Origin of the sequence: Mycetohabitans endofungorum (assembly GCF_002927045.1) — a bacterium.
In the GTDB taxonomy this organism is placed as follows: Bacteria; Pseudomonadota; Gammaproteobacteria; order Burkholderiales; family Burkholderiaceae; genus Mycetohabitans; species Mycetohabitans endofungorum.
On sequence record NZ_PRDW01000005.1, the window covers coordinates 223,338 to 244,510 of the forward strand.

A 21,173-nucleotide genomic window follows, 5' to 3' on the forward strand; every position below is an offset into this window, starting at 1 on the left:
CTCTTATTGGTCCAATGGCCACGCAATTTTTCTGAAGTCACTGACATCGGCAAAACGCGTTTATTTTTTCGCGTCGAACACATTGACTCGACCATAGCAGGGCCGCCATCACTGTAAGTGCTCCACCAATCCGGGTAGCAAGTTGCACAAACGGCATCAGTGACAGACGTTGGCCGCGGTGACCAACGCCCAACGAGAAAACCGGTTGCCAGCAGTACCAGCACCGTGACAAGTGCTGTGGCAAGGTGCGCACACCCGCTCCTGCGCCGTTTCCACAAGTCGAGGACCAAAGCTCGGCATCGTAATCCTACGACAGGAGCGTTACGATGACTGGCTCACGTGCCAAAAGCCAAAGTTGCCGGACATTCTTAAGTCTGCTGCCGCCTGACGAATTTGTCGCAGGGCCAACACCGTTGCCAACCAAGAGCCGCGAGGGTCAAGCAGCGGACTAAAGCTATCATAAGCGGCTTCCATCGGTTCCTCTACCTCCAGGTGGGTAGCTAGATGGGTAGCCCGATAGCCAACTACCATTGAAACATAGCCGCAAAACCAGTCCTGTCACGGCACTTACTCAAACATGAAAATCGCCACGTGGAACATCAATTCCCTGAAAGTCCGCTTGCAACACGTCATCGACTGGCTCGCCATGAGCCATGTCGACGTATTGTGCTTGCAGGAACTGAAACTGCCTGACGACAAGTATCCGCGCGCGGCGCTCGAAGCGGCCGGCTACCGTAGCTGGTTTTCCGGGCAAAAGACCTATAACGGCGTCGCGATCCTCGTACGCGACGGTTTGCCGGTCGACGAAGCGGTCGTCATACGGAACATTCCCGGCTTTGACGACCTGCAGCAGCGCTTGATTGCCGCGACCATCAACGGCGTGCGCGTGGTCAGCGCTTACTTTCCCAATGGGCAGGCACCAGACACCGACAAATTCGCGTACAAACTGTCATGGCTGGCCGCGCTGCGTAAATGGGTTGCCGCCGAAATGCGTATACACCCGCAGTTTGCGCTAACGGGAGACTATAATATCGCGCCGGAAGATCGCGACGTGCACGACCCGCAAGCGTGGGAAGGACAGAACCTCGTGTCCCCCGAGGAGCGCGATGCCTTCCGATCGCTCGTCGAACTCGGGCTCGTCGATGCCTTTCGCTGCTTCGAGCAGCCTGATAAGTCGTTCTCGTGGTGGGACTACCGGATGCTGGCCTTTCGCCGCAACGCAGGATTACGCATCGATCACATTCTGCTGTCCCCGTCGCTCGCGCAGTGCTGCAGCGCGTGCGAGATCGACAAGACTCCGCGTCGCTGGGACCAGCCATCGGACCATGCGCCGGTAATCGCGACGCTGGAGCGCTAAGCGGGCAGCGCCCCGATCGCCGTCATGATTCCAGGTGCAGCTCCTGGATCTTGCGGGTGATCGTATTGCGCCCGATGCCAAGCCGCTCGGCGGCTTCGACCTTGCGGCCGCGCGTGAAGTCCAGCGCCTCGCGGATCACCGCGGCTTCGAAGCGGCGCGCCAGCCCGTCCATCACCTCAGCCGAGTTCTCGCGCAGCAGTCGCGCCACTTCGGTGCGCAAGCCGACCTCCCATGCACTGACCTGGGGCAATACCGGCGCGCACGCGCCACTGCCGGGACCGGCCAGCGGCGTCACGCCGCTGCACGACAGTGCTGCGGCGCGGGCATTGCCGGACGGGGACGTCGCTGCTGCACCGGCAGCGACGCCGACAGCCTCGCCGATCAGCAGCCCTTCATTGGCCACGGCATGCGTCGACGATTGCCACTCTGTGACCAGTTCCGGCGGCAAGTCCTTGATCTCGATGGTCTGCGCGGGCGCCATCACGGTCAGCCAGTTGCACAGATTCTCCAGTTGACGCACGTTGCCGGGAAACGGCAGCGACACTAGGTACGCCAGCGTTGCATCGGTGACGCGCTTGGACTCGACGCCCAACTCGCGCGCGCTTTTTTGCAGGAAATGCCGCGTGAGCAGCGGAATGTCCTCGCTGCGTTCGCGCAACGGCGGCAGCCGCAGCCGGATCACGTTGAGCCGGTGATAGAGATCCTCGCGGAACAATCCCTGCCGCACCCGCGTGTCCAGATTCTGATGCGTCGCCGCGATCACCCGCACGTTCGCCCGCAAAGGACTGTGGCCGCCAACGCGGTAGAACTGCCCGTCCGAGAGCACACGCAACAGTCGCGTCTGCAGATCGAACGGCATATCCCCGATTTCGTCCAGGAACAGTGTGCCGTTTTCGGCCTGTTCGAAGCGACCCTGCCGCATCGCCTGCGCGCCAGTGAACGCCCCGCGCTCGTGCCCGAATAGCTCTGACTCAAGCAAATCTTGCGGAATCGCCGCCGTGTTCAATGCGATAAACGGTCCATTGGCGCGCGGGCTGTGTCGATGCAGTGCACGGGCTACCAGTTCCTTGCCGGTCCCGGACTCGCCAGTGATCAGCACCGTCGCGACGGAATGGGACAACCGGCCGATCGCGCGGAACATGTCCTGCATCGCCGGGGCATGCCCGAGCATCTCCGGTGCCTCGGCGAGCCGGTCATCGTAGCCTTGTTCGCCGCGCATGCTCTCATCGACGGCGCGACGGATCAACTCGACCGCCTTATCGATGTCGAACGGCTTGGCCAGATACTCGAACGCCCCGCCCTGGAAGGCCGCGACGGCGCTGTCCAAGTCCGAGAATGCTGTCATGATGATCACAGGCACCTCCGGCCAATGCTCGCGCACCGCATTGAGCAGTTCGAGCCCCGAGCCGCCTGGCATTCGAATGTCCGAGACCAGCACTTGCGGCTGGTCCTGCTCAAATGCGGCCAGCGCGTCGCGCACACCGGTAAAGCTACGGGTGGCGAAGTTCTCGCGCGCCAGTGCCTTCTCAAGCACCCAGCGTATCGACTGGTCGTCGTCAACTATCCAGATTGGCTTCATAGATTTATTGGGCGGTTTTCTTCAATATCTGCGTGCGCGCACCTGGCGCCTGCACTCCGATCATCGAGTCAGCGGCAACAGGATCTGAAATTCGGTATGGCCGGGACGGCTTTCCACTTCGATCAACCCTTCGTGCTGCTGCACAAAGGTCTGCGCAAGCGTGAGCCCGAGCCCGCTGCCATCGTCCCGTCCCGACACCAGCGGATAGAAGATCCGGTCACGGATCTGCTCCGGTATACCGGGGCCGTTGTCGGTTACACGCAAATCTAATGCCAGTTTGCACAACCGCTTGGCGATCGTAACCTTGCGCGCGACGCGCGTATGCAACTCGATATGCGCGTCACCTTGCGAGATGCGCTCTTTGAGCGCTTCCGTCGCGTTGCGCACGATGTTCAGCAACGCCTGGATCAGTTGCTCCTTGTCACCGCGAAACTCCGGCACGCTCACATCGTAGTCGCGCTCGATCGTCAGCCCTCGGGGAAACTCGGCCAGGATCACCGTGCGTACCCGTTCGCAGACCTCGTGGATGTTGACGTCGCCGACGATGTGCGGATGGCGGTGCGGCTCCAGCAGCCGGTCTACCAACGTCTGCAACCGGTCGGACTCCTTGATGATGACCTGTGTGTATTCGTGCAAGTCGTAGCGCGCCTCGCGCTCGCCCAACTCGAACTCGAGCAACTGCGCCGCGCCGCGAATGCCGCCAAGCGGATTCTTGATCTCGTGCGCCAGATTGCGGATCAGTTGCTTGTTGACCGACGTCAGGTCATGGATGCGTTCCTCTCGATCGCTGCGCAATTGCTGGTCGTTGGCGAACAGCTCTAGCAATACGTAGTCCGATGCTGCCTCGAGGTAACCCACGATAACGTGCACGCGCAACGGCTCGCGCAGCTGGCGCTCCAGTGTGGCGTCCAGGTGCGTCGCCTGGAACCGGTTGTCGGCAATCGCTGCGATGGTCGTCACCAACTCATCGCCATTGGAGAACAGATCCGGCCACGTGGTCTGCTCCAGTTGCCGGCGCGACATCTCGAGCATCGACTCGGCCGATGGATTCGCATACGCCACACGCAGTGTCCGCTTGTCCAGCACCAGCACGACCGTCGGCAACGCGTCGAGCCCGGGCAGCAGCCCAGAGCAGGACAGCGCTGAATCGTCCAACATATCGGATTGGCTTCGTTTCAATTTGGTTAGGTTCTTCAATACCATCGGGCTGGTCCAATCGAGTGAGGCTGGCCCTGTTTGCAGGGGGTGGTCAGTCGGCACGCTGCCCCGGCAGTCTGGCCCGCCGACGCCCACTGCCTGATTGCTAATCCGAGCGAGCGGCCCAAGATCATGCCCCACGTGCCTCTCGCATTGCAAACGGCCCTCATGATCAGCATCGATTCAACACGCGAGTACGAAGCAGTTGGAAGCCGGCGCGGTCATACATTTGGTGCTTGAGGGACTTGAGCCGATTGACATGGCCCTCGACGATACCGTTGCTGTAGGGTGTGAGTCGTGCAGCGTGTACGGCATCGTAGTCGTGGCCAATGCCTGCTGCAAACCGCTGTATTTCTGGTACACCGCTGGCCTGCGCTTGACGCAGCCAGCTTGCCAACGCTTGATGTGCGCGGCGCTTGACCATGTCGGTGAACTCGAGCGACAGCCGCCGGATCGCCACAATCTGTGGATTTCGCTCGCCAAGTCGTTGAACAAAGCGCTCGATGTGCCGCTTATCGTCGTTGGTGAGCGACGCCGTGCCCCGACCCATTAACCAGCAGCCTACGCGGCGAGTGCAAGGCACCGCTCGCAACACAGCAGTACGCAGCTGCTGCGTGATTGCACAGGCTTGTCGCCAAGGCTGAAGGGCTTGGCGTACGATGCAGCAACCGCCGTTGAACTCTTGGCTCACGATTTCCCAATACAACCTCGCCGCGTTTTGGCCGCCTTCACACCAGCGCTGGGCAAGATACGCTCGATAGGGATCCAACTTGATGTCTGATTAGCGGCCCATGTCGCGCGTGGATTCACGTGCCGGTTATTTGCCCTGGTCATAGACTTGGCTCTTTTTGTTGCCGTACTGAATGACCACCTTCTCGCCGGCGGCGTGATGCGAGGAGGTGGCGACCACCTTGCCTTTAAAGTCTTGCTTCATTTGGCCAGCATCTCGGACCATAAGGCCCCGCTGTCCCGCAGCCATTTCGAGCACGCGGCGCGACTCGTCCAGGGTCACATTGCCTTTGGGCACCTGTCCGCGGTGAAGCTGCTCGGACAATCGCGCGCGGGCATTGAAGTAGGAAGTTTCGCGGTCGTCTTGCGATATCTGCAGGCCCCGGCCCTGCTTGATATCGTGAAGCTGCTTGTAGGCGCCGTCTAGCTCAGGATGCTTGGCCAAGGCCTCGTGCTTGGTCAGCTGGTCGAAAGCCTGTGCACGCTGGTACGTTTCGCTGCGCTCGAACCGCGCCAAGTCGGCGCGCGCGGCCTCGAGCTTGGCGGCCAACTCGTCACGGTCGGCCGGCATGGTGCGCCACGTGTGATCCTGCTCGGGCAGGCTCAGCTGCGCATCGGTGCATCTTAGTGACCTTTCATTGCCGCCCATGGCCTTCCCGTCCGCGAACATGCGTACGGTATCGGCCACGTTGTCGGCATAGCTCTCGCGTTGACCGGCCAAGGCGTTGATTTTCTCCAGCGCCGATACTTAATCGCGGCGCTCGTCGTGGGTCCAGTCTCTCGCACGCTCCTGCTCCAGCTCCTGAACAACCTCGGGCGCTTTCTGCCAGTCGCCGCGTTCTTGCAAATTTTCGTAGATGGGCCGCGCAGCCGGGCTCGCGCAAACGATATTTTGGCATTAACAGCCATGACGCGGGCCTCGACCTTGTAGCCTGCATCCTTGAGCCGGTGCGCCAGATCGCGGATGCTCTCCGGGCTGCGCATGGTGCCGTCAATCACTAGGTTGCGCCGATTCTCGGCGGCCACGACGGTCAGCCGGGTTGCCCACTCACTGCATCCTTACGATGCGATCGGCTGCGTGCTGCGGGTCTTCATGCGATAGCTGCTTGTAGCGGGGATTTCGCTCCCGCATCCGGTCCGCATCGATGAGCACGGCACCGCCGCTGCTGCGTAGCTCGCGGATCGCTTGCCGTACAGTTCGCGGGCCTGCGGGGCGTACTGCTGGATAACACGCTCGATAGTCTCGGGCTCCCTTGGGTCAAGCTCGTCGCGCAGTGCGTCTAACGCATTTATTTTCTGCAGGGTGCGCTCAATAACCGCCTCGTCGGGCACTGGCTTGTCGCGCTCGACCGCAATGGCCTCAGAATGGTGCGCAATAATGGCGCCCAACACGTCCAGCGCCACCTCGTAGCGAACGCCGGTACGGCTGAATAGTTGCTTGGTCATACTTGAGACTTTAACAATAGTATCTGAAGCTGATTCAGGTCGTGGTGGCCATGGGTCTGAAACCGGGTCGTGCGGCCAAACGGCAGGGCCTGAGCGTGCGTCAGATTGAGCGTCTGATGATCCGATATCGTAAGTCGGGCGCACCTCCCTTTGTCTGCTTTCACGCTACATAGGATCTAATTCAAATAGAATTGGATTCGATCTGTCGTCCAAGTCGCCACCCCCGTCCCGAAGAAATCCGCATCCTCCGTCCAAACCGGGCATCCGATTGCCATGGCACATGCCAGGACGGGCCAATCGTCGGCATCCCTTGCCCCGATGCGCTGGAGCGCAGCGGCCTGCGCATCTCCATAGATTTCAGCGTCAACAATTTGGATCAACGGAACCAAGCTATCCAGCACGGCTATCGCTGACTCCGGCGCAACGCCTCTCTTCTCCAGTAATGCTGGCAGGTACTTTCTGGCGTCCGTGTACGCCACGTCGGGAGCGAAAAACTGAACTGCGTGAGCATGCGCCATGACCAACTCGCGCACGCGCGTGCCAAGAACTGCCCGAATCAAGATGTTCGCATCGAGTACGATTGCCTTATTGCTCATGCAGATTTGGCACCGGTCTTGCCCTTGCCGGTCGATGCTCGGCGAACTGCCTTAAACTCGGACACCACCTCTTCGACATCCACGCCACGGCCAGTCAACAGATCATCCAAGATTTCACTCGCCTTTTTCATAGCGGCAAGATGTGCTTCGGCTTGACCATGTGCCGGAATGAAGTACCCTACCGTCTGGCCATGCCGCGTCACCGCAACGGGCATATTCGCCGCGATGTATTCCGCCAAGTCAGCACGAAACTCGCGGATTCCGACTGTGATCGCTTCCATGTGCATACTCCTACGCGCTCGCCGAACGCAAAATGTGAATCAGTGTGTACACATTTTAACAGATAGCAACCTGGGTGCAAGCACCCAGTAGCGCGGAAACCCTGGTTGGACTTGCCTGGGGTGCACAAATTGTTTTCGAGCGCGATTTGGGCCACGCCTGCATCGGCTAATTGATTGATTTTATTGATTGTGCATTGCAGCTATCGTACGGAAAATTCCAGATCCTGAAGGTACCCCAGCGACTGGTCGAGCCTTTAACGATGCTCGTCCGAAAGAGGCTCCTCCGTCAATATCCTGTAGATCTGGCGGGTTGTACGCATAATCACTTCGGTGCGTATAGCCGATCACGCGAGCGAAACGAGATGGCCGTTCCGGCTCGGCGGTGGTGTTGCGCATGTGATCAACGACGGGCGTTAACCTTGTCTCTTTTTAGGGGACAGGTTGATGCCGGCACCTCGGATGAGCATGCGCAAACTGAAGGAAGCACTGCGGCTGAAGTGGGCGTGCGGCCTGTCGCACCGCCAGATCAGCCGGGCGATCGGCAAGTTGATCGCCGATCTGAACCAACGGCCTCCCTTGGTCCCGGTGCCGAGGCGATCGTCAAACACTTGCTGACCAACCGGCCGCACCCCGAGATGGGGGTTCGGGCAAAGGAAGAAGGAAGCGCGCGCCGGCGGCACGCCTGATAGTGGTAACGACAGGAGAGGAGGCTGATCTGGAAATCGTCCGCCTCGTACACCAGGCGATGAGTGTCGTCGATGCGGCGGGACCAAAAGCCCGAGAGAGGTTCGCCTTCAGCGGTTCGGGCTTGCCGATGCCTTCGAAAGGTGTGCGCTGCGTCTCGTGAATAGCTGGTTGATGCGCTTGAAGGCTTTGCGGTCTTGCCCCTGCCAGTAGATGTAATCGTCCCATGCATCGAGCGTAAAAAGCACGCGGCGCACGCTCATTCAGCATCTTCGGCCAGTTTACATTCTTTTGCCTTGCCCTTACGCAACTGTGCAATCGAACGCTCAAGGTGAGCGACGTTGGCTGGCGAGCAGGGCACGACGCTCATGGAAACGCTCGATCACCTATTCGAACGTTGCCCCCTCGAACCTGCCTGGACTTCCGACATGGATTATGCCGCGCGACTGCCGGAGCGCTGAAATGGGGATAACCGTGGCGCACTAGACGATTTGGTTCAGCGTTGTTCAGCACCGGGTAACAGGTTATCCATGCACCAACGAGCAGTACTCCAGTTATTTATAAGGGCTTGTGGGCAGTTGGGGCGAGCAGTGGCAATCCGAGCTTAGGCATCTTCTTAAAGGTGATTACGGCACTCGCCTTCAATCGCGCCAATTGGAAACACCCGCAGGTGATTTGTTGCATTTCTACGCCGCGCCGCCGGCGAAAACCATAAACCACTCATTCTTAATCCAGTGGTCGGCTCGGCCGTCGGCGCATTAAGGTAGAATAGAGGGTCTTGTAGGGCCGCCGGTCGTCGTAAAGAACAGCTGGCATTGTTTATGCGCATACGCAGGGTACGAAGGCAAAAAGCGAAGCGGTGTTTGATCATCGAGCGTGACGACTATCGTAGCTCAAGCGGTGAGTCTGCAATCAGTCTTTTTAGATAGAGGCCATGCCAGCGCTTCGTTAATCTGAGACGTCGGCACAGGCATGCAAGCGAGTTGAACCAGTTCGCATCCGTCCAGGATATTTTTAACTTAACATAGGGAATGAACATGGCGACATACCAAGAGTTGCGCGCTCAAATTGAAAAGCTTGAAGCGGAGGCAGAGGCCTTACGGGCGCAGGAATTGGAAACGGTGATTGCACAGATGCGTGAGAAGATCACCGAATTGGGGATCACAGCCGAAGATTTATTTGGACGTAGGCGTCAAGCTCGCGGCGCTGCACGCGCGAAGCAACCGGAGCCAAAATACCAGAATCCCAAAACGGGTGAGACCTGGAGCGGTAGAGGTCGGGCGCCGTCATGGATTGGAAAGAATCGCGAGCGCTTTTTGATCCAAAAATAAGGCGGAACGGCATGTGGGTGAAGGAGGCGAATGTGTCGCTGTGTGCCGCGTTATTTTTTGTTGCACCCGCAAATTAGTGCCAAAGAAACAAGCTTTTGGGGCATTGGCTTAGCAAGGCGATGGATCAATTCGCCAAACGTGCCCGCTTCGCAGCTGGCTTCGGCGTCAGCCGCATCGTGCTCGTTCGTCTTCACGTACGGTTTCACAAATTGGGGAACCGTCAGCTTGACGGTGTGCCCAGAACGCCTGGAGCTTGCGATCCCAATAGTGGGCGCGGGCGGTAACGCGCAATGGGCGCACCGCACCGCCCGCCGGACAGCACGCACCATCGCTCAGAGCGAGTAGTACATCTCGAACTCGATCGGGTGCGTGGTTTGACGGAAGCGTTGCAGCTCCTGCGTCTTGAGTTCGATGTACGCATCCAGCATCGAATCCGTGAACACGCCGCCGCGCGTGAGGAACTCGCGATCGGCATCGAGCGCGTCCAACGCCGTGTCCAAGTTCTCGCAAACGGTCGGGATCTTTGCATCCTCTTCCGGCGGTAGATCGTATAGGTTCTTGTCCGCGGCCTCGCCCGGGTGGATCTTGTTTTGCACGCCATCCAGGCCGGCCATCATCAGCGCCGAGAAGCACAGATACGGGTTGGCCATCGGATCCGGGAAACGCGTCTCGATTCGGCGCGCCTTCGGGTTCGACACGTGCGGAATCCGGATCGACGCGGAACGGTTACGCGCCGAATAAGCGAGTTTGACGGGCGCTTCGAAGTGCGGCACCAGCCGCTTATACGAGTTCGTGGTCGGGTTCGTGATCGCGTTCAGCGCACGGGCGTGCTTAATGATGCCACCGATGTAGAACAACGCGAACTCGGACAGCCCCGCATAGCCGTTGCCTGCGAACAGGTTTTGACCATCCTTCCAGATCGATTGGTGCACGTGCATGCCGGAACCGTTGTCGCCCACCACCGGCTTAGGCATGAACGTCGCACTCTTGCCGTACGTATGGGCCACGTTCTGCACGACGTACTTCAAGAGCTGCGTCCAGTCAGCGCGTTGCACCAGTGTCGAGAATTTCGTGCCGATCTCGTTTTGGCCGGAACCGGCGACCTCGTGGTGATGCACTTCGACCGGCACGCCCAGTTGCTCGAGCAACAGGCACATCTCCGAGCGCATATCCTGGAACGAATCGATCGGGGCAACCGGAAAATAGCCGCCCTTGACGCCCGGACGGTGACCGCTGTTGCCGTGTTCGAACTCCTTGCCCGACGACCAGGCGGCCTCTTCGGAACCAATCTTCACGAAGCAGCCCGACATATCGATGTTCCACTGCACCGAATCAAAAATGAAGAACTCGGGCTCCGGGCCAAAAAACGCGGTGTCTCCCAAGCCCGTGCTCTTCAGGTACGCCTCGGCGCGCTTGGCGAGCGAACGTGGGTCGCGCTCATAGCCCTTACCGTCCGAGGGCTCGATCACGTCGCAGGTGAGGACCAACGTCGGTTCCTCATAGAATGGATCGATATACGCAGTGTTCGGATCCGGCAGCAGCAGCATATCCGACGCTTCGATTCCCTTCCAGCCGGCAATCGAGGAACCATCGAACGCGTGGCCGGCTTCGAACTTGTCTTCGTCGAACGCCGACACCGGCACCGTCACGTGTTGTTCCTTGCCGCGGGTGTCGGTGAAGCGAAAATCGACGAACTTGACGTCCTCGTCCTCGACGAGCTTGGTGACGTCGGCCACGGTTTTAGTCATTCCTTTCTCCTGGTGAACAATGGGGGCGATACCGCCTCCCGATTCCGGCCTCCCGGTCATGCAACGGGATCGGGTCCGATTAGAGCACACTTCATGCCAATTTATGACGCAGGGACACCGGGCACGCCCAATTGCGGTGCTTACGCACTACCGCGACCTACGATCAGCGTATTGCTCGCCCTCGTCGCAGCGCGTCGCGCACAAATTTGGTGCAATTTCGATGGTAGCGACGAACAAGCCCCTATTAGGTGCAAAATGACGATAATGCACCAACCTCGCGCACCATGTCGCTGCCTAGGCGGGTCATTCTACGACGACGCTAAAATAAAGCTATTGCGCTTTTGGACACAGTGATGACTTCCCGTGACGCAATTTACGCAGCGGCCGAGCAGCGCCGCGCGCAACACCAGTTGCAGTATGCCGGCGCGCTGGCACCAGGTGAGGCATTCGAGCTGTTAGCGCTCGAGCCGGGGGCCCGGTTGATTGACATACGCACCCGCGCGGAACTGGACTGGGTCGGCCGCCCGGTGGTCGGGAACGGCCAGTACGTACACATCGAGTGGACGCGATATCCAGGTGGCGTCCCCAACACCGAGTTCGTCGAGCAACTGTCTCAAGTGGCGATGCCGCACACGCCGATCCTGCTGCTGTGCCGCAGCGCCGCGCGCTCGAAGCTGGCTGCAGTGACAGCGGCGAACGCGGGCTTCATGCGCGCCTACGATATTCTGGAAGGTTTCGAGGGCGACAAAGACGCTCAAGGACACCGCAAGACGGTCGGCGGCTGGTGTTTCCGCGGCCTGCCCTGGGTGGGCGCCTAGACTCGGGGACACCGCGCCATGGGAAGGTGCGGCCATTGGCGCCATGGCGCGTCAACCAGCACCGTGGCCGCACCGCACACGCGGCAGTGCGCAAGCCGGGTATCTTCCTGACTAATATTGACTGAGTCAAGGCTGACTGAGTTAAGCAAATTCCCCTGAGGACAGGCGCCCAGCCACCGCGTTCGCGCCCATCGCCCCCGGCGCGACCTCGGACGCGGCGGCCCAACTTGTCACCTCGCTGCGATGCCGCCCGCCCGTCGCGGTTGCCGCAGGCGGCGGCGGGTGCGGTGTAACGTTCCGAAAAAAAGGTTGCTGGACTGACACGGTTGACGCACGTAGGATTTCGTGCAGTTTCCAATCCTTGACCAGGCACCGGACCACGTCGGCTCGTCGTCGCAGCCCTTCCCCACCATCACGTCCCAACGATTTGCTCGACCATGCAGAAAGACGAACAACAACAAGCTCGATCATCCGATGCAGCGCCGCGCGCCGTGGCCAGCCGCACCCGCACGCGCACGCTGCAGCTGGCTACGGGGCTCGTCGCGGTCGTCGTCGCGCTGCTTTGGTGGCATCCGTGGCAACGTGATGCCATGCGCGGCGCGCCAGGCGCCCACGCCAGCGGCGCAGCCACGGGCAGTGCCGGCAGGTCGCCTAGCGCACAGCGCGGCGGCGGCGCGTTCGCGAACATGCCACAGCCGGTCAAAGTCGCGACCGTGGTCCATGGCCAGATGCCGATCGTGATCAATGCGCTGGGCACCGTGACACCGCTCGCGACGGTGACCGTGCGCACGCAGTTGAACGGCACGCTGATGTCGGTTAATTTCCAGGAAGGCCAACTCGTCAAGCGCGGCGATATACTGGCACAAATCGATCCACGCCCCTACGAGATTTCACTGCGCAACGCCGAAGGGCAACTGGCGAAGGACCAGGCGCTGCTACGACAGGCGGTGTCAGACCTAAACGCGTACCAGGCGTTGCTCAAGCAGGATTCGATCTCGCGCCAGCAGGTCAACACGCAGGCCTCGCTCGTCGAGCAGTACCGTGGCCAGGTGAAGTCGGACCAAGCGACGATCGATACGTACAAGCTGGACCTGACCTACGCGCGGATTACCGCGCCGGTGACAGGCCGAGTGGGACTGCGTCAGGTGGATCCGGGCAACTACGTGACCACCAGCGATACAAACGGCATTGTCGTGATCACGCAGATGCAGCCCATGAGCGTCGTGTTCACCACGTCCGAGGACAACCTACAAGCCATTCTTAAGCAATGGACCGCGGGCGCCAAGATGTCCGCGACCGTATACGACCGTACCAACAGCCGGCCACTGGAAACCGGCGAGTTGCATACCATCGACAACCAGATCGATACGACCACCGGCACCGTGAAACTGCGCGCGGTGTTCCAGAACGCGGGGCAGGCATTGTTCCCGAATCAGTTCGTCAATGTGCGGCTACTCGTCGACACGATCCGCAACGCGACCATCGTACCGACTTCCGCGGTGCTCAATGGCTCGATGGGAACATTTGTCTACGTGGTCAAAGCCGACAACACAGTCACCGTGCGCCCAGTGAAGACGGGTCCGGTCGAGGGCGAGCGCACCAGCATCGTCTTCGGCCTGGCGGTGGGAGAGCGTGTCGTCATCGATGGCTCGGACCGGTTGCGGGAAGGCGCCAAGATCACGATTCCGGCCGAGACCGCCAGTGGCAGCTCGGCCGCGTCGGCCGGCCAAGCGGCGCGTCACGCGTCGGCCACGCACGGCCACACGCGCCAACCGCAGCCTTGATTCCGGCCGGGGTCTGCCCCGGCGCCGCGCTCCCGGACCATTCGACGCATGAACCCATCCCGCCTCTTTATTCTCCGCCCGGTCGGCACAGCACTGCTGATGGCCGCCATCATGCTGGTCGGCCTCGTGTCGCTGCGATTCCTGCCGCTGTCCGCGCTGCCGGAAGTCGATTATCCAACGATTCAAGTGCAGACCTTTTATCCGGGCGCCAGCCCCGAGGTGATGACCTCGTCGGTGACCGCGCCGTTGGAACGCCAGTTCGGTCAGATGCCGGGGCTAAACCAGATGTCGTCGCAAAGCTCGGCGGGCGCATCGGTGATCACACTGCAGTTTTCGCTGGACTTGCCGTTGGACATCGCGGAGCAGGAAGTGCAAGCGGCCATCAACGCGGCAGGCAACCTGCTGCCGTCCGACCTGCCAGCGCCGCCGATCTACGCCAAGGTCAATCCGGCCGACGCCCCCATTCTCACGCTGGCGATCACCTCTAAGACGCTGCCGTTGACTGACGTGCAGGACCTGGTCGATACCCGGCTCGCGCAGAAAATCTCGCAAGTGGGCGGCGTGGGGCTGGTGAGCCTGAGCGGTGGGCAGCGGCCCGCGATCCGCATCCAAGCCAATCCGCGCGCGCTTGCAGCGTACGGCCTAAATCTGGACGATCTGCGCACCACGATTTCGAACCTGAGCGTCAACACGCCAAAAGGCAACTTTGATGGTCCGACGCGGGCATACACGATTAATGCCAACGACCAGTTGACCGATGCCAATGCGTATCACAGTGCGGTAATCGCCTACAAGAACGGCCGCCCGGTGATGCTGACCGACGTCGCACAGATCGTCTCCGGCCCGGAAAACACGAAGCTGGGCGCGTGGGTCGATACCGAGCCGGCGATCATCCTCAATGTGCAGCGGCAGCCGGGCGCCAACGTCATCCAGGTAGTTGACAACATCAAGGCGCTGCTGCCGCAGTTGCAGCAAAGCCTGCCCGCTTCGGTCGAGACCCGCGTGTTGACCGATCGCACCACGACGATCCGCGCGTCGGTGCGCGACGTGCAGTTCGAGCTGGCAGCGGCGGTCGTGCTGGTGGTGCTGGTGATGTACCTATTCCTCGGCAGTTGGCAGGCGACCGTGATTCCCAGCCTGTCCGTGCCGCTGTCGCTGATCGGCACGCTGGCGGTGATGTACCTATACGGATTTTCGCTGAACAATCTGTCCTTGATGGCGCTGACCATCGCCACCGGCTTCGTCGTCGACGACGCGATCGTGATGATCGAAAACATTGCGCGCTACGTCGAGGACGGCGACACGCCGTTGCAAGCCGCGCTGAAGGGCTCCAAGCAAATCGGTTTCACAATCATCTCGCTGACTGTGTCGTTGATCGCGGTGCTGATCCCGCTGCTGTTCATGAGTGATGTCGTCGGCCGGCTGTTCCACGAGTTTGCGATCACACTTGCCGTGACGATCGTGTTCTCGGCGGTGGTATCGCTCACGCTCGTGCCGATGATGTGCGCCAAGCTGCTCCGGCACAGTCCGCCGAAGGAAAGCGGCCGCTTCGAGGCAAAGGCTCGTGCGTTCTTCGACGCGGTGATCGCCGCCTACGCACGGATGCTCTCGCGGGTGCTCGATCACCAGCGACTCACGCTGCTCGTCGCGTTGTCCACGCTAGTGCTCACGATCGTGCTCTACATCGTGGTGCCGAAGGGCTTTTTCCCGACTCAGGACACCGGCATCATCCAGGGCATCACACAGGCCTCGCAAAGTGTATCGTACGCGGCCATGGCTGAGCACCAGCAAGCGCTCGCCGCCGAAATCTTGAAGGACCCAGATGTCCAGAGCCTGTCGTCGTTCATCGGCATAGACGGCACCAATATCACGCTGAACAGCGGCCGTCTGCAAATCAATCTGAAGCCGTTCGACGAACGCAGGCGCGACGCGCAGCAGATCATCCGCTCGTTGCAGCAGCGCGTCGCGCAGGTACCCGGCATCTCGCTGTACATGCAGCCGGTGCAGGACTTGACGATTGACTCGACGGTCAGCGCGACGCAATACCAATTCATACTGACCGACGCGAACGCTCAAGCGTTCGCCGACTGGGTGCCGAAGTTCGTCGCGCGGCTAAAGCAAGCGCCGGAGTTGGCCGATGTCGCCAGCGACTTGCAGCAAAACGGACTCTCGACCTATATCGAGATCGATCGCAGTACCGCCGCGCGCTTCGGCATCACGCCGGCGACGGTCAACAACGCGCTGTACGACGCCTTCGGGCAGCGCATCATCTCGACCATCTTCACCCAATCGAACCAGTATCGCGTGATCCTAGAGACGGACCCGAAGGTGCACGAGTCCCCGGACGCCCTGGGCACGATTTACCTGCCCTCGGCCACCGCGCCTGGCGCCCAGGTCCCGCTGTCGTCCATCGCAACCTTCCATCAGCAAAACGCGCCGCTGCTGATCTCGCACTTGGGCCAGTTCCCGTCCACCACCATCTCGTTCAACCTCGCCCCGGGCGAGTCGCTCGGCGCGGCAGTGAAAGCCATTGAGCAAGCGAAGGACGACATCGGTCTGCCGCCCTCGTTCCAGATCCGCTACCAGGGCGCGGCACTGGCGTTCCAGGCATCGCTGTCCAACCAGGTATTCCTGATCCTGGCCGCGATCGTCACGATGTACATCGTCCTGGGCGTGCTGTACGAGAGCTTCGTCCATCCGATCACGATCCTGTCGACGCTGCCCTCCGCCGGCGTCGGCGCACTGCTCGCACTGATCGTCACCGGACATGACCTAGATATCATCGGCATCATCGGCATTGTGCTGCTGATCGGCATCGTCAAGAAGAACGCGATCATGATGATCGACTTCGCGCTCGAAGCGCAGCGGGAGCAAGGCAAGCACCCTCGCGACGCGATCTACCAGGCCTGCCTGCTGCGCTTGCGGCCGATCCTGATGACGACGATGGCCGCGCTGCTCGGTGCGCTGCCGCTGATGCTGGGCACTGGCTCCGGCCACGAGTTGCGCCATCCGCTGGGCATCGCGATCGCCGGTGGGCTGATCGTCAGCCAGTTGCTGACGCTGTTCACGACGCCGGTGATTTACCTTGGCTTTGACCGGCTCGCTTCGGCGCTGCGCGAACGCTTGTCGCACGATGCCAGCGGCGAAGGCAGCAGACAATGAACCTTTCCCGCCCTTTCATCGCGCGCCCCGTCGCCACCACGTTGCTGGCCGTCGGCATCGCACTGGCCGGGCTGTTCGCTTTTGTGAAGCTGCCGGTGTCGCCATTGCCGCAGGTGGACTTTCCGACCATCTCGGTGCTAGCGACGCTGCCTGGCGCCAGCCCGGAGACTGTCGCCACCAGCGTGGCCAGCCCGCTCGAGCGGCATCTGGGCGCCATTGCGGACGTCACCGAGATGACGTCGATGAGCGGCATCGGCAATACGCGGATCGTGCTGCAATTCGGGTTGAACCGCGACATCGACGGAGCGGCTCGCGATGTGCAGGCCGCGATCAACGCCGCGCGGGCGGACCTGCCGGCCAACCTGCGACAAAATCCAACCTACCACAAGGTCAACCCGGCCGACGCACCAATCCTCGTCCTCGCGCTGACGTCGAAAACGATGACGGCCGGACAGATGTATGACGCGGCATCGACCGTGCTGCAACAGGCGCTGTCGCAAATCGACGGAGTCGGCGAAGTCAACGTAAGTGGCGCGGCCAATCCGGCCGTGCGCGTCGAGGTCAATCCGACCGTGCTGTTCCACTACGGGATCGGACTGGAAAACATCCGCGCCGCGCTCGCGTCGGCCAATGCAAACAGCCCGAAAGGCGCGATCGAGGCCGGCCACCGGCACTTGCAGCTGTACACGAACGACCAGGCGCGGCGCGCCGACCAATACCGTGACCTGGTGATTGCTTACCGCAACGGCTCCGCGGTGCGGCTTTCCGACGTCGCGCAGGTCGTCGATTCGGTCGAAGACCTGCGCACCATGGGCATGATGAACGGCGAACGCGCGGTGCTCGTGATCCTGTACCGGCAGCCCGGCGCCAATATCATCGAGACGGTTGACCGTGTCAAGGCGAAGCTGCCCCAGCTACGCGCGGCACTGCCCGCGGCGATCGATGTGACGCCGACCGCCGACCGCACGATGACGATCCGTGCTTCACTACGGGACACCGAGCGAACGCTGTTGATCGCGGTGATCCTGGTGGTGATGGTCGTGTTCCTGTTCTTGCGCAACTGGCGTGCGACGCTGATCCCCAGCGTTGCGGTGCCCGTATCGATCATCGGTACGTTTGCCGGCATGTACCTGCTCGACTATTCGATCGACAACTTGTCGCTGATGGCGCTGACGATCGCTACCGGCTTCGTCGTCGACGATGCGATCGTCGTGCTCGAGAACATCTCGCGGCACATCGAGGCCGGCATGCCGCGCATGCGCGCAGCCATCGTGGGCGCGCGCGAAGTCGGCTTCACAGTATTGTCGATCAGCGTATCGCTGGTCGCGGTGTTCCTGCCGATTCTGCTGATGGGCGGCATCGTCGGTCGTCTATTTCGCGAGTTTGCTGTCACGCTGTCGCTGGCAATCTTTGTGTCGCTGCTCGTGTCGCTGACGCTCACGCCGATGATGTGCTCCAAACTACTCGCGCCAGCCACCCGCGCCCGCGGCGAAGGCCGGCTCGCACGCTGGCTCGAAGCCTGCTTCGCGCGCCTGCAGCGCGGCTACGAGCGCTCGCTCGGCTGGGCGCTGGATCATGCGTCGCTGGTGCTGGCCGTGCTGGTCGCCACCATCGGCTTGAACGTGTACCTGTACACAATCGTGCCAAAGGGCTTCTTTCCGCAACAGGACACCGGCCGACTCGTCGGCGGAATCCAGGCGGATCAGAGCACATCGTTCCAGTCAATGCGGGTGAAATTTTCGCAGATGATGGACATCGTCAAGCGCAACCCGGCAGTGGACTCCGCCGTCGGCTTCACCGGCGGGCGTCAGACCAACGCGGGTTTCATGTTCATCTCGCTGAAGCCGCTCGCCGAGCGCGGCGTGTCCGCGGACCAGGTCATCGAGCAACTGCGCGCGCCGCTGGCCGAGGTCGCGGGCGCTAGAACGTTCCTGCAAGCGGTGCAGGATATCCACGTGGGCGGAAGACAATCGAACGCGCAGTATCAATTCACGCTGCTCGGCGATTCGACCGCGGAACTGTACAAATGGGCGGCGATCCTAACCGAGGCGCTGCAAAAACGGCCCGAGCTTGCCGATGTGAATTCGGACCAGCAGCAAGGCGGCCTGGAGGCGAATGTGATCATCGACCGGCCAAGCGCTGCACGCTACGGCATCACGCCTTCGCAGATCGACAATACGCTGTATGATGCCTTCGGCCAGCGGCAGGTGTCGACGATCTACAATGCGCTGAACCAGTATCGCGTCGTGATGGAAGTAGCGCCCCGCTATTGGCAGAGCCCCGAGATCCTGAAGGACATCTTTATTAGCCAATCCGGCGGCAGCGCATCGGGCACCGCGAGCACCAACGCGACGGCCGGGACCGTCACCAGTGCATCGGGCGCGAAGAAAACGGCCGGCGCGGCGGCGGCCAATGCCGCCAGCCGTGCAGCGAACGTCGCGCTCGATTCAGCGCGCAACCAGGCGATCAATTCGATCGCCTCCAGCGGCAAGTCCAGCTCATCGTCCAGCGCCGCGGTATCCACCGCCAAGGAAACGATGATCCCGTTGTCAGCCATCGCGCGCTTCGGCCCAGGCAATACACCGCTGGCGGTCAGCCACCAGAACCAATTCGTCGCGACGACAATCTCATTCAATCTGCCGGTGGGAAAATCACTGTCGGACGCGACCGCCGCAATCTACCAGACCATGGCCGACATCGGCATGCCCGGCACCCTTCACGGCAGTTTCTCTGGCACGGCGCAGGCGTTCCAGCAAGCGTTGTCGAACCAGTTGCTATTGATTCTCGCGTCGCTCGCCGCGGTCTACATCGTGCTAGGCATTCTGTACGAGAGCTATATCCATCCGCTGACGATCCTGTCCACGTTGCCGTCGGCCGGCGTCGGCGCACTACTGGCGTTGCTGCTGTTCCGTATCGAGTTCAGCCTCATTGCACTGATCGGCGTGATCCTGCTGATCGGTATCGTCAAGAAGAATGCAATCATGATGGTGGACTTCGCGATTGACGCCGCGCGCACCGGCCTGGGCTCGCGCGAAGCGATCCGCCAAGCCTGCCTGCTGCGCTTCAGGCCGATCATGATGACCACCTGCGCCGCGCTACTCGGTGCGTTGCCGCTCGCCTTCGGCCACGGCGAAGGACACGAGATGCGCGCGCCACTGGGCATCTCGATCGTCGGCGGATTGATTGTCAGTCAATTGCTGACGCTCTATACGACACCGGTGGTTTACCTCTACATGGACCGGCTTCGTACCTGGTGGGCAGCGCGACACGGCGGCGAGCATGTCCCGCCGCACCACGCGTTCGGCAATGACGAGTAACGCGGGTAGAATACGGCCCCCGCATCGAATGTGATCGCGCGCCCGCGTAGCTTGCGCGTCGCCCGATGCATGCATTCTCCCTGCTTCAAACTGCATATCTTCATGGCCAAACTCTTGACAGACCAAGAATTCCATCGCTTCAACGAATTGCAACAGAAACAAACGGCATTCACGATTTCGAGCGACGAGGCCGATGAACTGCGCGACATTGTCGCGCGTGCGCAACAGCGTCGCGACGATCGTGCACAAGCCATGCAGACGATCGAGAGCCACATCCGCACATTCAGTATCACGCCCGACGAACTCTTCTCCCCGCAGCAGATCGCAGAAGCGGCGCGCGCCTTCGGCCTGATCCCGTTGGCCAAGAAGCCGCGCAAGGGTACAGACGCCAAGCCGGCCGAGCCCAAGGCAAGCGCCGTGGCACCGGCGAATTCTGTCACGGCACCGACGGGGCCTGTGGCGGCGCCGGCGGATTCTGTCGCGACGCCAACAGGCTCCGTGGCAGCGCCGGCGAGTTCTGTCGCGACGTCAGCAGGCTCCGTGGTGACGCCGGCCGGCTCCGTCTCGACGCCGACGCTCGCGGTCGATACCTCGCGCAAGGCAAAGCTGCCTGGCGCCGGTATGGACGCGCACATGGCCGCCGACCATGCGGATAGCGATCCGGCGCCTGCGCCGAGCGCGGAGACCGCACCCCTGGCTGCCGTGCAAGCCGGGACCGAAGCGCGAGCCAGCGCTGAAACAGGGACCGAAGTCCGGACCGAGCCTGCATGAGCCCATCCGCGCCAACCTGCGATGACGCACCGTTCAATGCCCCCCTCTCGCACGCGTAACGTCCAATGAACACAGCGCGCGTCGCACCGGCGCGCGCCTGCCAACCTACCCGGCCCCGCCCCACTGGGGACGCCGCTCGAATCGCCCCGTCCGGTTTATCGGCGACAGAACATTCTCATCATTTTCTCTACACCTGGTTAGCGAACGCCGTGGTGAGTGGCCACCGTCCGTCTCTTCGTCCCGACGAGAATCATCGGCCACGCCCGACCCGGTTCGGGCCATCGGGTTCGCCTGCGGCACCTCGTGTTCGCGTCCAGCTTACCCAACCAGCCAAATATCTATGAAATAACGACACATTTGTTCATTTCGAACG

Annotated in this window: 16 protein-coding genes and 4 pseudogenes; 7 read left to right on the forward strand and 13 right to left on the reverse strand. The window is 61.3% G+C overall.

Annotated elements, in window-relative coordinates; all coding sequences use genetic code 11:
* Positions 1 to 37: 37 nt before the first annotated feature.
* Positions 38 to 157, reverse strand: a complete 120-nt coding sequence (locus B0O95_RS16480; RefSeq protein ID WP_233203193.1) for a 2-hydroxycarboxylate transporter family protein — start codon at positions 155 to 157, stop codon at positions 38 to 40.
* Positions 158 to 577: 420 nt separating this feature from the next.
* Between B0O95_RS16480 and xth the strand changes: the two genes are divergently transcribed.
* Positions 578 to 1,357 carry an exodeoxyribonuclease III gene (gene xth / locus B0O95_RS07090; RefSeq protein WP_104077263.1) on the forward strand — a complete coding sequence of 260 codons (780 nt, stop codon included), beginning with the start codon at positions 578 to 580 and terminating at the stop codon, positions 1,355 to 1,357.
* A 22-nt stretch (positions 1,358 to 1,379) separates the two neighbouring features.
* Here xth and ntrC read toward each other — a convergent pair whose 3' ends face one another.
* The 10 genes and pseudogenes from ntrC to B0O95_RS17155 form a co-directional block, all read right to left on the reverse strand.
* Positions 1,380 to 2,936, reverse strand: a complete 1,557-nt coding sequence (gene ntrC / locus B0O95_RS07095) for a nitrogen regulation protein NR(I) (protein ID WP_104077264.1) — start codon at positions 2,934 to 2,936, stop codon at positions 1,380 to 1,382.
* Between the two features lie 60 nt (positions 2,937 to 2,996).
* Positions 2,997 to 4,139, reverse strand: coding sequence for a nitrogen regulation protein NR(II) (gene glnL, locus B0O95_RS07100; RefSeq protein ID WP_104077265.1), 1,143 nt, complete (start codon positions 4,137 to 4,139; stop codon positions 2,997 to 2,999).
* A 166-nt stretch (positions 4,140 to 4,305) separates the two neighbouring features.
* The gene (locus tag B0O95_RS16485) at positions 4,306 to 4,683 is read right to left on the reverse strand and encodes a transposase (protein WP_233203194.1); all 378 of its coding nucleotides are present in this window, start codon (positions 4,681 to 4,683) and stop codon (positions 4,306 to 4,308) included.
* A gap of 267 nt (positions 4,684 to 4,950) precedes the next feature.
* A complete protein-coding gene (locus tag B0O95_RS16490) occupies positions 4,951 to 5,583 on the reverse strand; it encodes a KfrB domain-containing protein (RefSeq protein ID WP_233203195.1) in 633 nt (210 codons plus the stop codon).
* Positions 5,487 to 5,888, reverse strand: coding sequence for a zeta toxin family protein (locus B0O95_RS16495; RefSeq protein ID WP_332908558.1), 402 nt, complete (start codon positions 5,886 to 5,888; stop codon positions 5,487 to 5,489). The genes B0O95_RS16490 and B0O95_RS16495 overlap by 97 nt, the downstream gene beginning before the upstream one ends.
* A 22-nt stretch (positions 5,889 to 5,910) precedes the next feature.
* Complete coding sequence (locus B0O95_RS16920) at positions 5,911 to 6,015, reverse strand: hypothetical protein (protein WP_269845325.1); 105 nt, start codon at positions 6,013 to 6,015, stop codon at positions 5,911 to 5,913.
* 469 nt (positions 6,016 to 6,484) lie between these two features.
* Entirely contained in the window at positions 6,485 to 6,904 is a 420-nt protein-coding gene (locus tag B0O95_RS07120; RefSeq protein ID WP_104077266.1) for a PIN domain-containing protein, read from the reverse strand.
* Positions 6,901 to 7,185 carry a prevent-host-death protein gene (locus B0O95_RS07125; RefSeq protein ID WP_041755040.1) on the reverse strand — a complete coding sequence of 95 codons (285 nt, stop codon included), beginning with the start codon at positions 7,183 to 7,185 and terminating at the stop codon, positions 6,901 to 6,903. Before B0O95_RS07125 ends, B0O95_RS07120 begins: the two co-directional genes overlap by 4 nt.
* A 682-nt stretch (positions 7,186 to 7,867) precedes the next feature.
* Positions 7,868 to 8,132, reverse strand: a pseudogene (locus B0O95_RS16925) (Txe/YoeB family addiction module toxin); the annotation flags it as partial.
* Positions 8,129 to 8,221 (reverse strand): annotated as a pseudogene (locus tag B0O95_RS17155) (type II toxin-antitoxin system prevent-host-death family antitoxin); the annotation flags it as partial. The pseudogenes B0O95_RS17155 and B0O95_RS16925, both read right to left, overlap by 4 nt.
* A 685-nt stretch (positions 8,222 to 8,906) precedes the next feature.
* Between B0O95_RS17155 and B0O95_RS07140 the strand changes: the two are divergent.
* Positions 8,907 to 9,200 carry an H-NS histone family protein gene (locus tag B0O95_RS07140; protein WP_104077309.1) on the forward strand — a complete coding sequence of 98 codons (294 nt, stop codon included), beginning with the start codon at positions 8,907 to 8,909 and terminating at the stop codon, positions 9,198 to 9,200.
* A 143-nt stretch (positions 9,201 to 9,343) separates the two neighbouring features.
* Here B0O95_RS07140 and B0O95_RS07145 read toward each other — a convergent pair.
* Both B0O95_RS07145 and glnA read right to left on the reverse strand, forming a co-directional pair.
* Positions 9,344 to 9,473, reverse strand: a pseudogene (locus B0O95_RS07145) (IS110 family transposase); the annotation flags it as partial.
* Between the two features lie 59 nt (positions 9,474 to 9,532).
* On the reverse strand, positions 9,533 to 10,948 hold the full coding sequence (gene glnA / locus B0O95_RS07150; protein ID WP_104077268.1) for a type I glutamate--ammonia ligase: 1,416 nt from the start codon (positions 10,946 to 10,948) through the stop codon (positions 9,533 to 9,535).
* 353 nt (positions 10,949 to 11,301) lie between these two features.
* Here glnA and B0O95_RS07155 point away from each other — a divergent pair, with 353 nt between their 5' ends.
* The 5 genes and pseudogenes from B0O95_RS07155 to B0O95_RS07175 form a co-directional block, all read left to right on the forward strand.
* The gene (locus B0O95_RS07155; protein ID WP_104077269.1) at positions 11,302 to 11,766 is read left to right on the forward strand and encodes a rhodanese-like domain-containing protein; all 465 of its coding nucleotides are present in this window, start codon (positions 11,302 to 11,304) and stop codon (positions 11,764 to 11,766) included.
* Between the two features lie 437 nt (positions 11,767 to 12,203).
* A complete protein-coding gene (locus tag B0O95_RS07160; protein ID WP_104077270.1) occupies positions 12,204 to 13,550 on the forward strand; it encodes an MdtA/MuxA family multidrug efflux RND transporter periplasmic adaptor subunit in 1,347 nt (448 codons plus the stop codon).
* Positions 13,551 to 13,598: 48 nt separating this feature from the next.
* A complete protein-coding gene (locus B0O95_RS07165) occupies positions 13,599 to 16,712 on the forward strand; it encodes an MdtB/MuxB family multidrug efflux RND transporter permease subunit (protein WP_104077271.1) in 3,114 nt (1,037 codons plus the stop codon).
* Positions 16,709 to 20,029 carry an efflux RND transporter permease subunit gene (locus B0O95_RS07170; protein ID WP_104077272.1) on the forward strand — a complete coding sequence of 1,107 codons (3,321 nt, stop codon included), beginning with the start codon at positions 16,709 to 16,711 and terminating at the stop codon, positions 20,027 to 20,029. The genes B0O95_RS07165 and B0O95_RS07170 overlap by 4 nt, the downstream gene beginning before the upstream one ends.
* Positions 20,030 to 20,131: 102 nt before the next feature.
* Positions 20,132 to 20,404 (forward strand): annotated as a pseudogene (locus B0O95_RS07175) (hypothetical protein); the annotation flags it as partial.
* Positions 20,405 to 21,173 lie beyond the last annotated feature (769 nt).

Excerpts from the sequence above, each read along its gene's own strand:
- B0O95_RS07165 (WP_104077271.1), top strand. The coding sequence starts at position 13,599 with ATGAACCCATCCCGCCTCTTTATTCTCCGCCCGGTCGGCACAGCACTG.
- B0O95_RS07120 (WP_104077266.1), bottom strand. The coding sequence starts at position 6,904 with ATGAGCAATAAGGCAATCGTACTCGATGCGAACATCTTGATTCGGGCA.
- xth (WP_104077263.1), top strand. The coding sequence starts at position 578 with ATGAAAATCGCCACGTGGAACATCAATTCCCTGAAAGTCCGCTTGCAA.
- glnL (WP_104077265.1), bottom strand. The coding sequence starts at position 4,139 with ATGGTATTGAAGAACCTAACCAAATTGAAACGAAGCCAATCCGATATG.
- B0O95_RS16485 (WP_233203194.1), bottom strand. The coding sequence starts at position 4,683 with ATGGGTCGGGGCACGGCGTCGCTCACCAACGACGATAAGCGGCACATC.
- B0O95_RS16480 (WP_233203193.1), bottom strand. The coding sequence starts at position 157 with ATGCCGTTTGTGCAACTTGCTACCCGGATTGGTGGAGCACTTACAGTG.
- B0O95_RS07140 (WP_104077309.1), top strand. The coding sequence starts at position 8,907 with ATGGCGACATACCAAGAGTTGCGCGCTCAAATTGAAAAGCTTGAAGCG.
- B0O95_RS07160 (WP_104077270.1), top strand. The coding sequence starts at position 12,204 with ATGCAGAAAGACGAACAACAACAAGCTCGATCATCCGATGCAGCGCCG.
- glnA (WP_104077268.1), bottom strand. The coding sequence starts at position 10,948 with ATGACTAAAACCGTGGCCGACGTCACCAAGCTCGTCGAGGACGAGGAC.
- B0O95_RS07155 (WP_104077269.1), top strand. The coding sequence starts at position 11,302 with ATGACTTCCCGTGACGCAATTTACGCAGCGGCCGAGCAGCGCCGCGCG.
- B0O95_RS07170 (WP_104077272.1), top strand. The coding sequence starts at position 16,709 with ATGAACCTTTCCCGCCCTTTCATCGCGCGCCCCGTCGCCACCACGTTG.
- B0O95_RS07125 (WP_041755040.1), bottom strand. The coding sequence starts at position 7,185 with ATGGAAGCGATCACAGTCGGAATCCGCGAGTTTCGTGCTGACTTGGCG.
- ntrC (WP_104077264.1), bottom strand. The coding sequence starts at position 2,936 with ATGAAGCCAATCTGGATAGTTGACGACGACCAGTCGATACGCTGGGTG.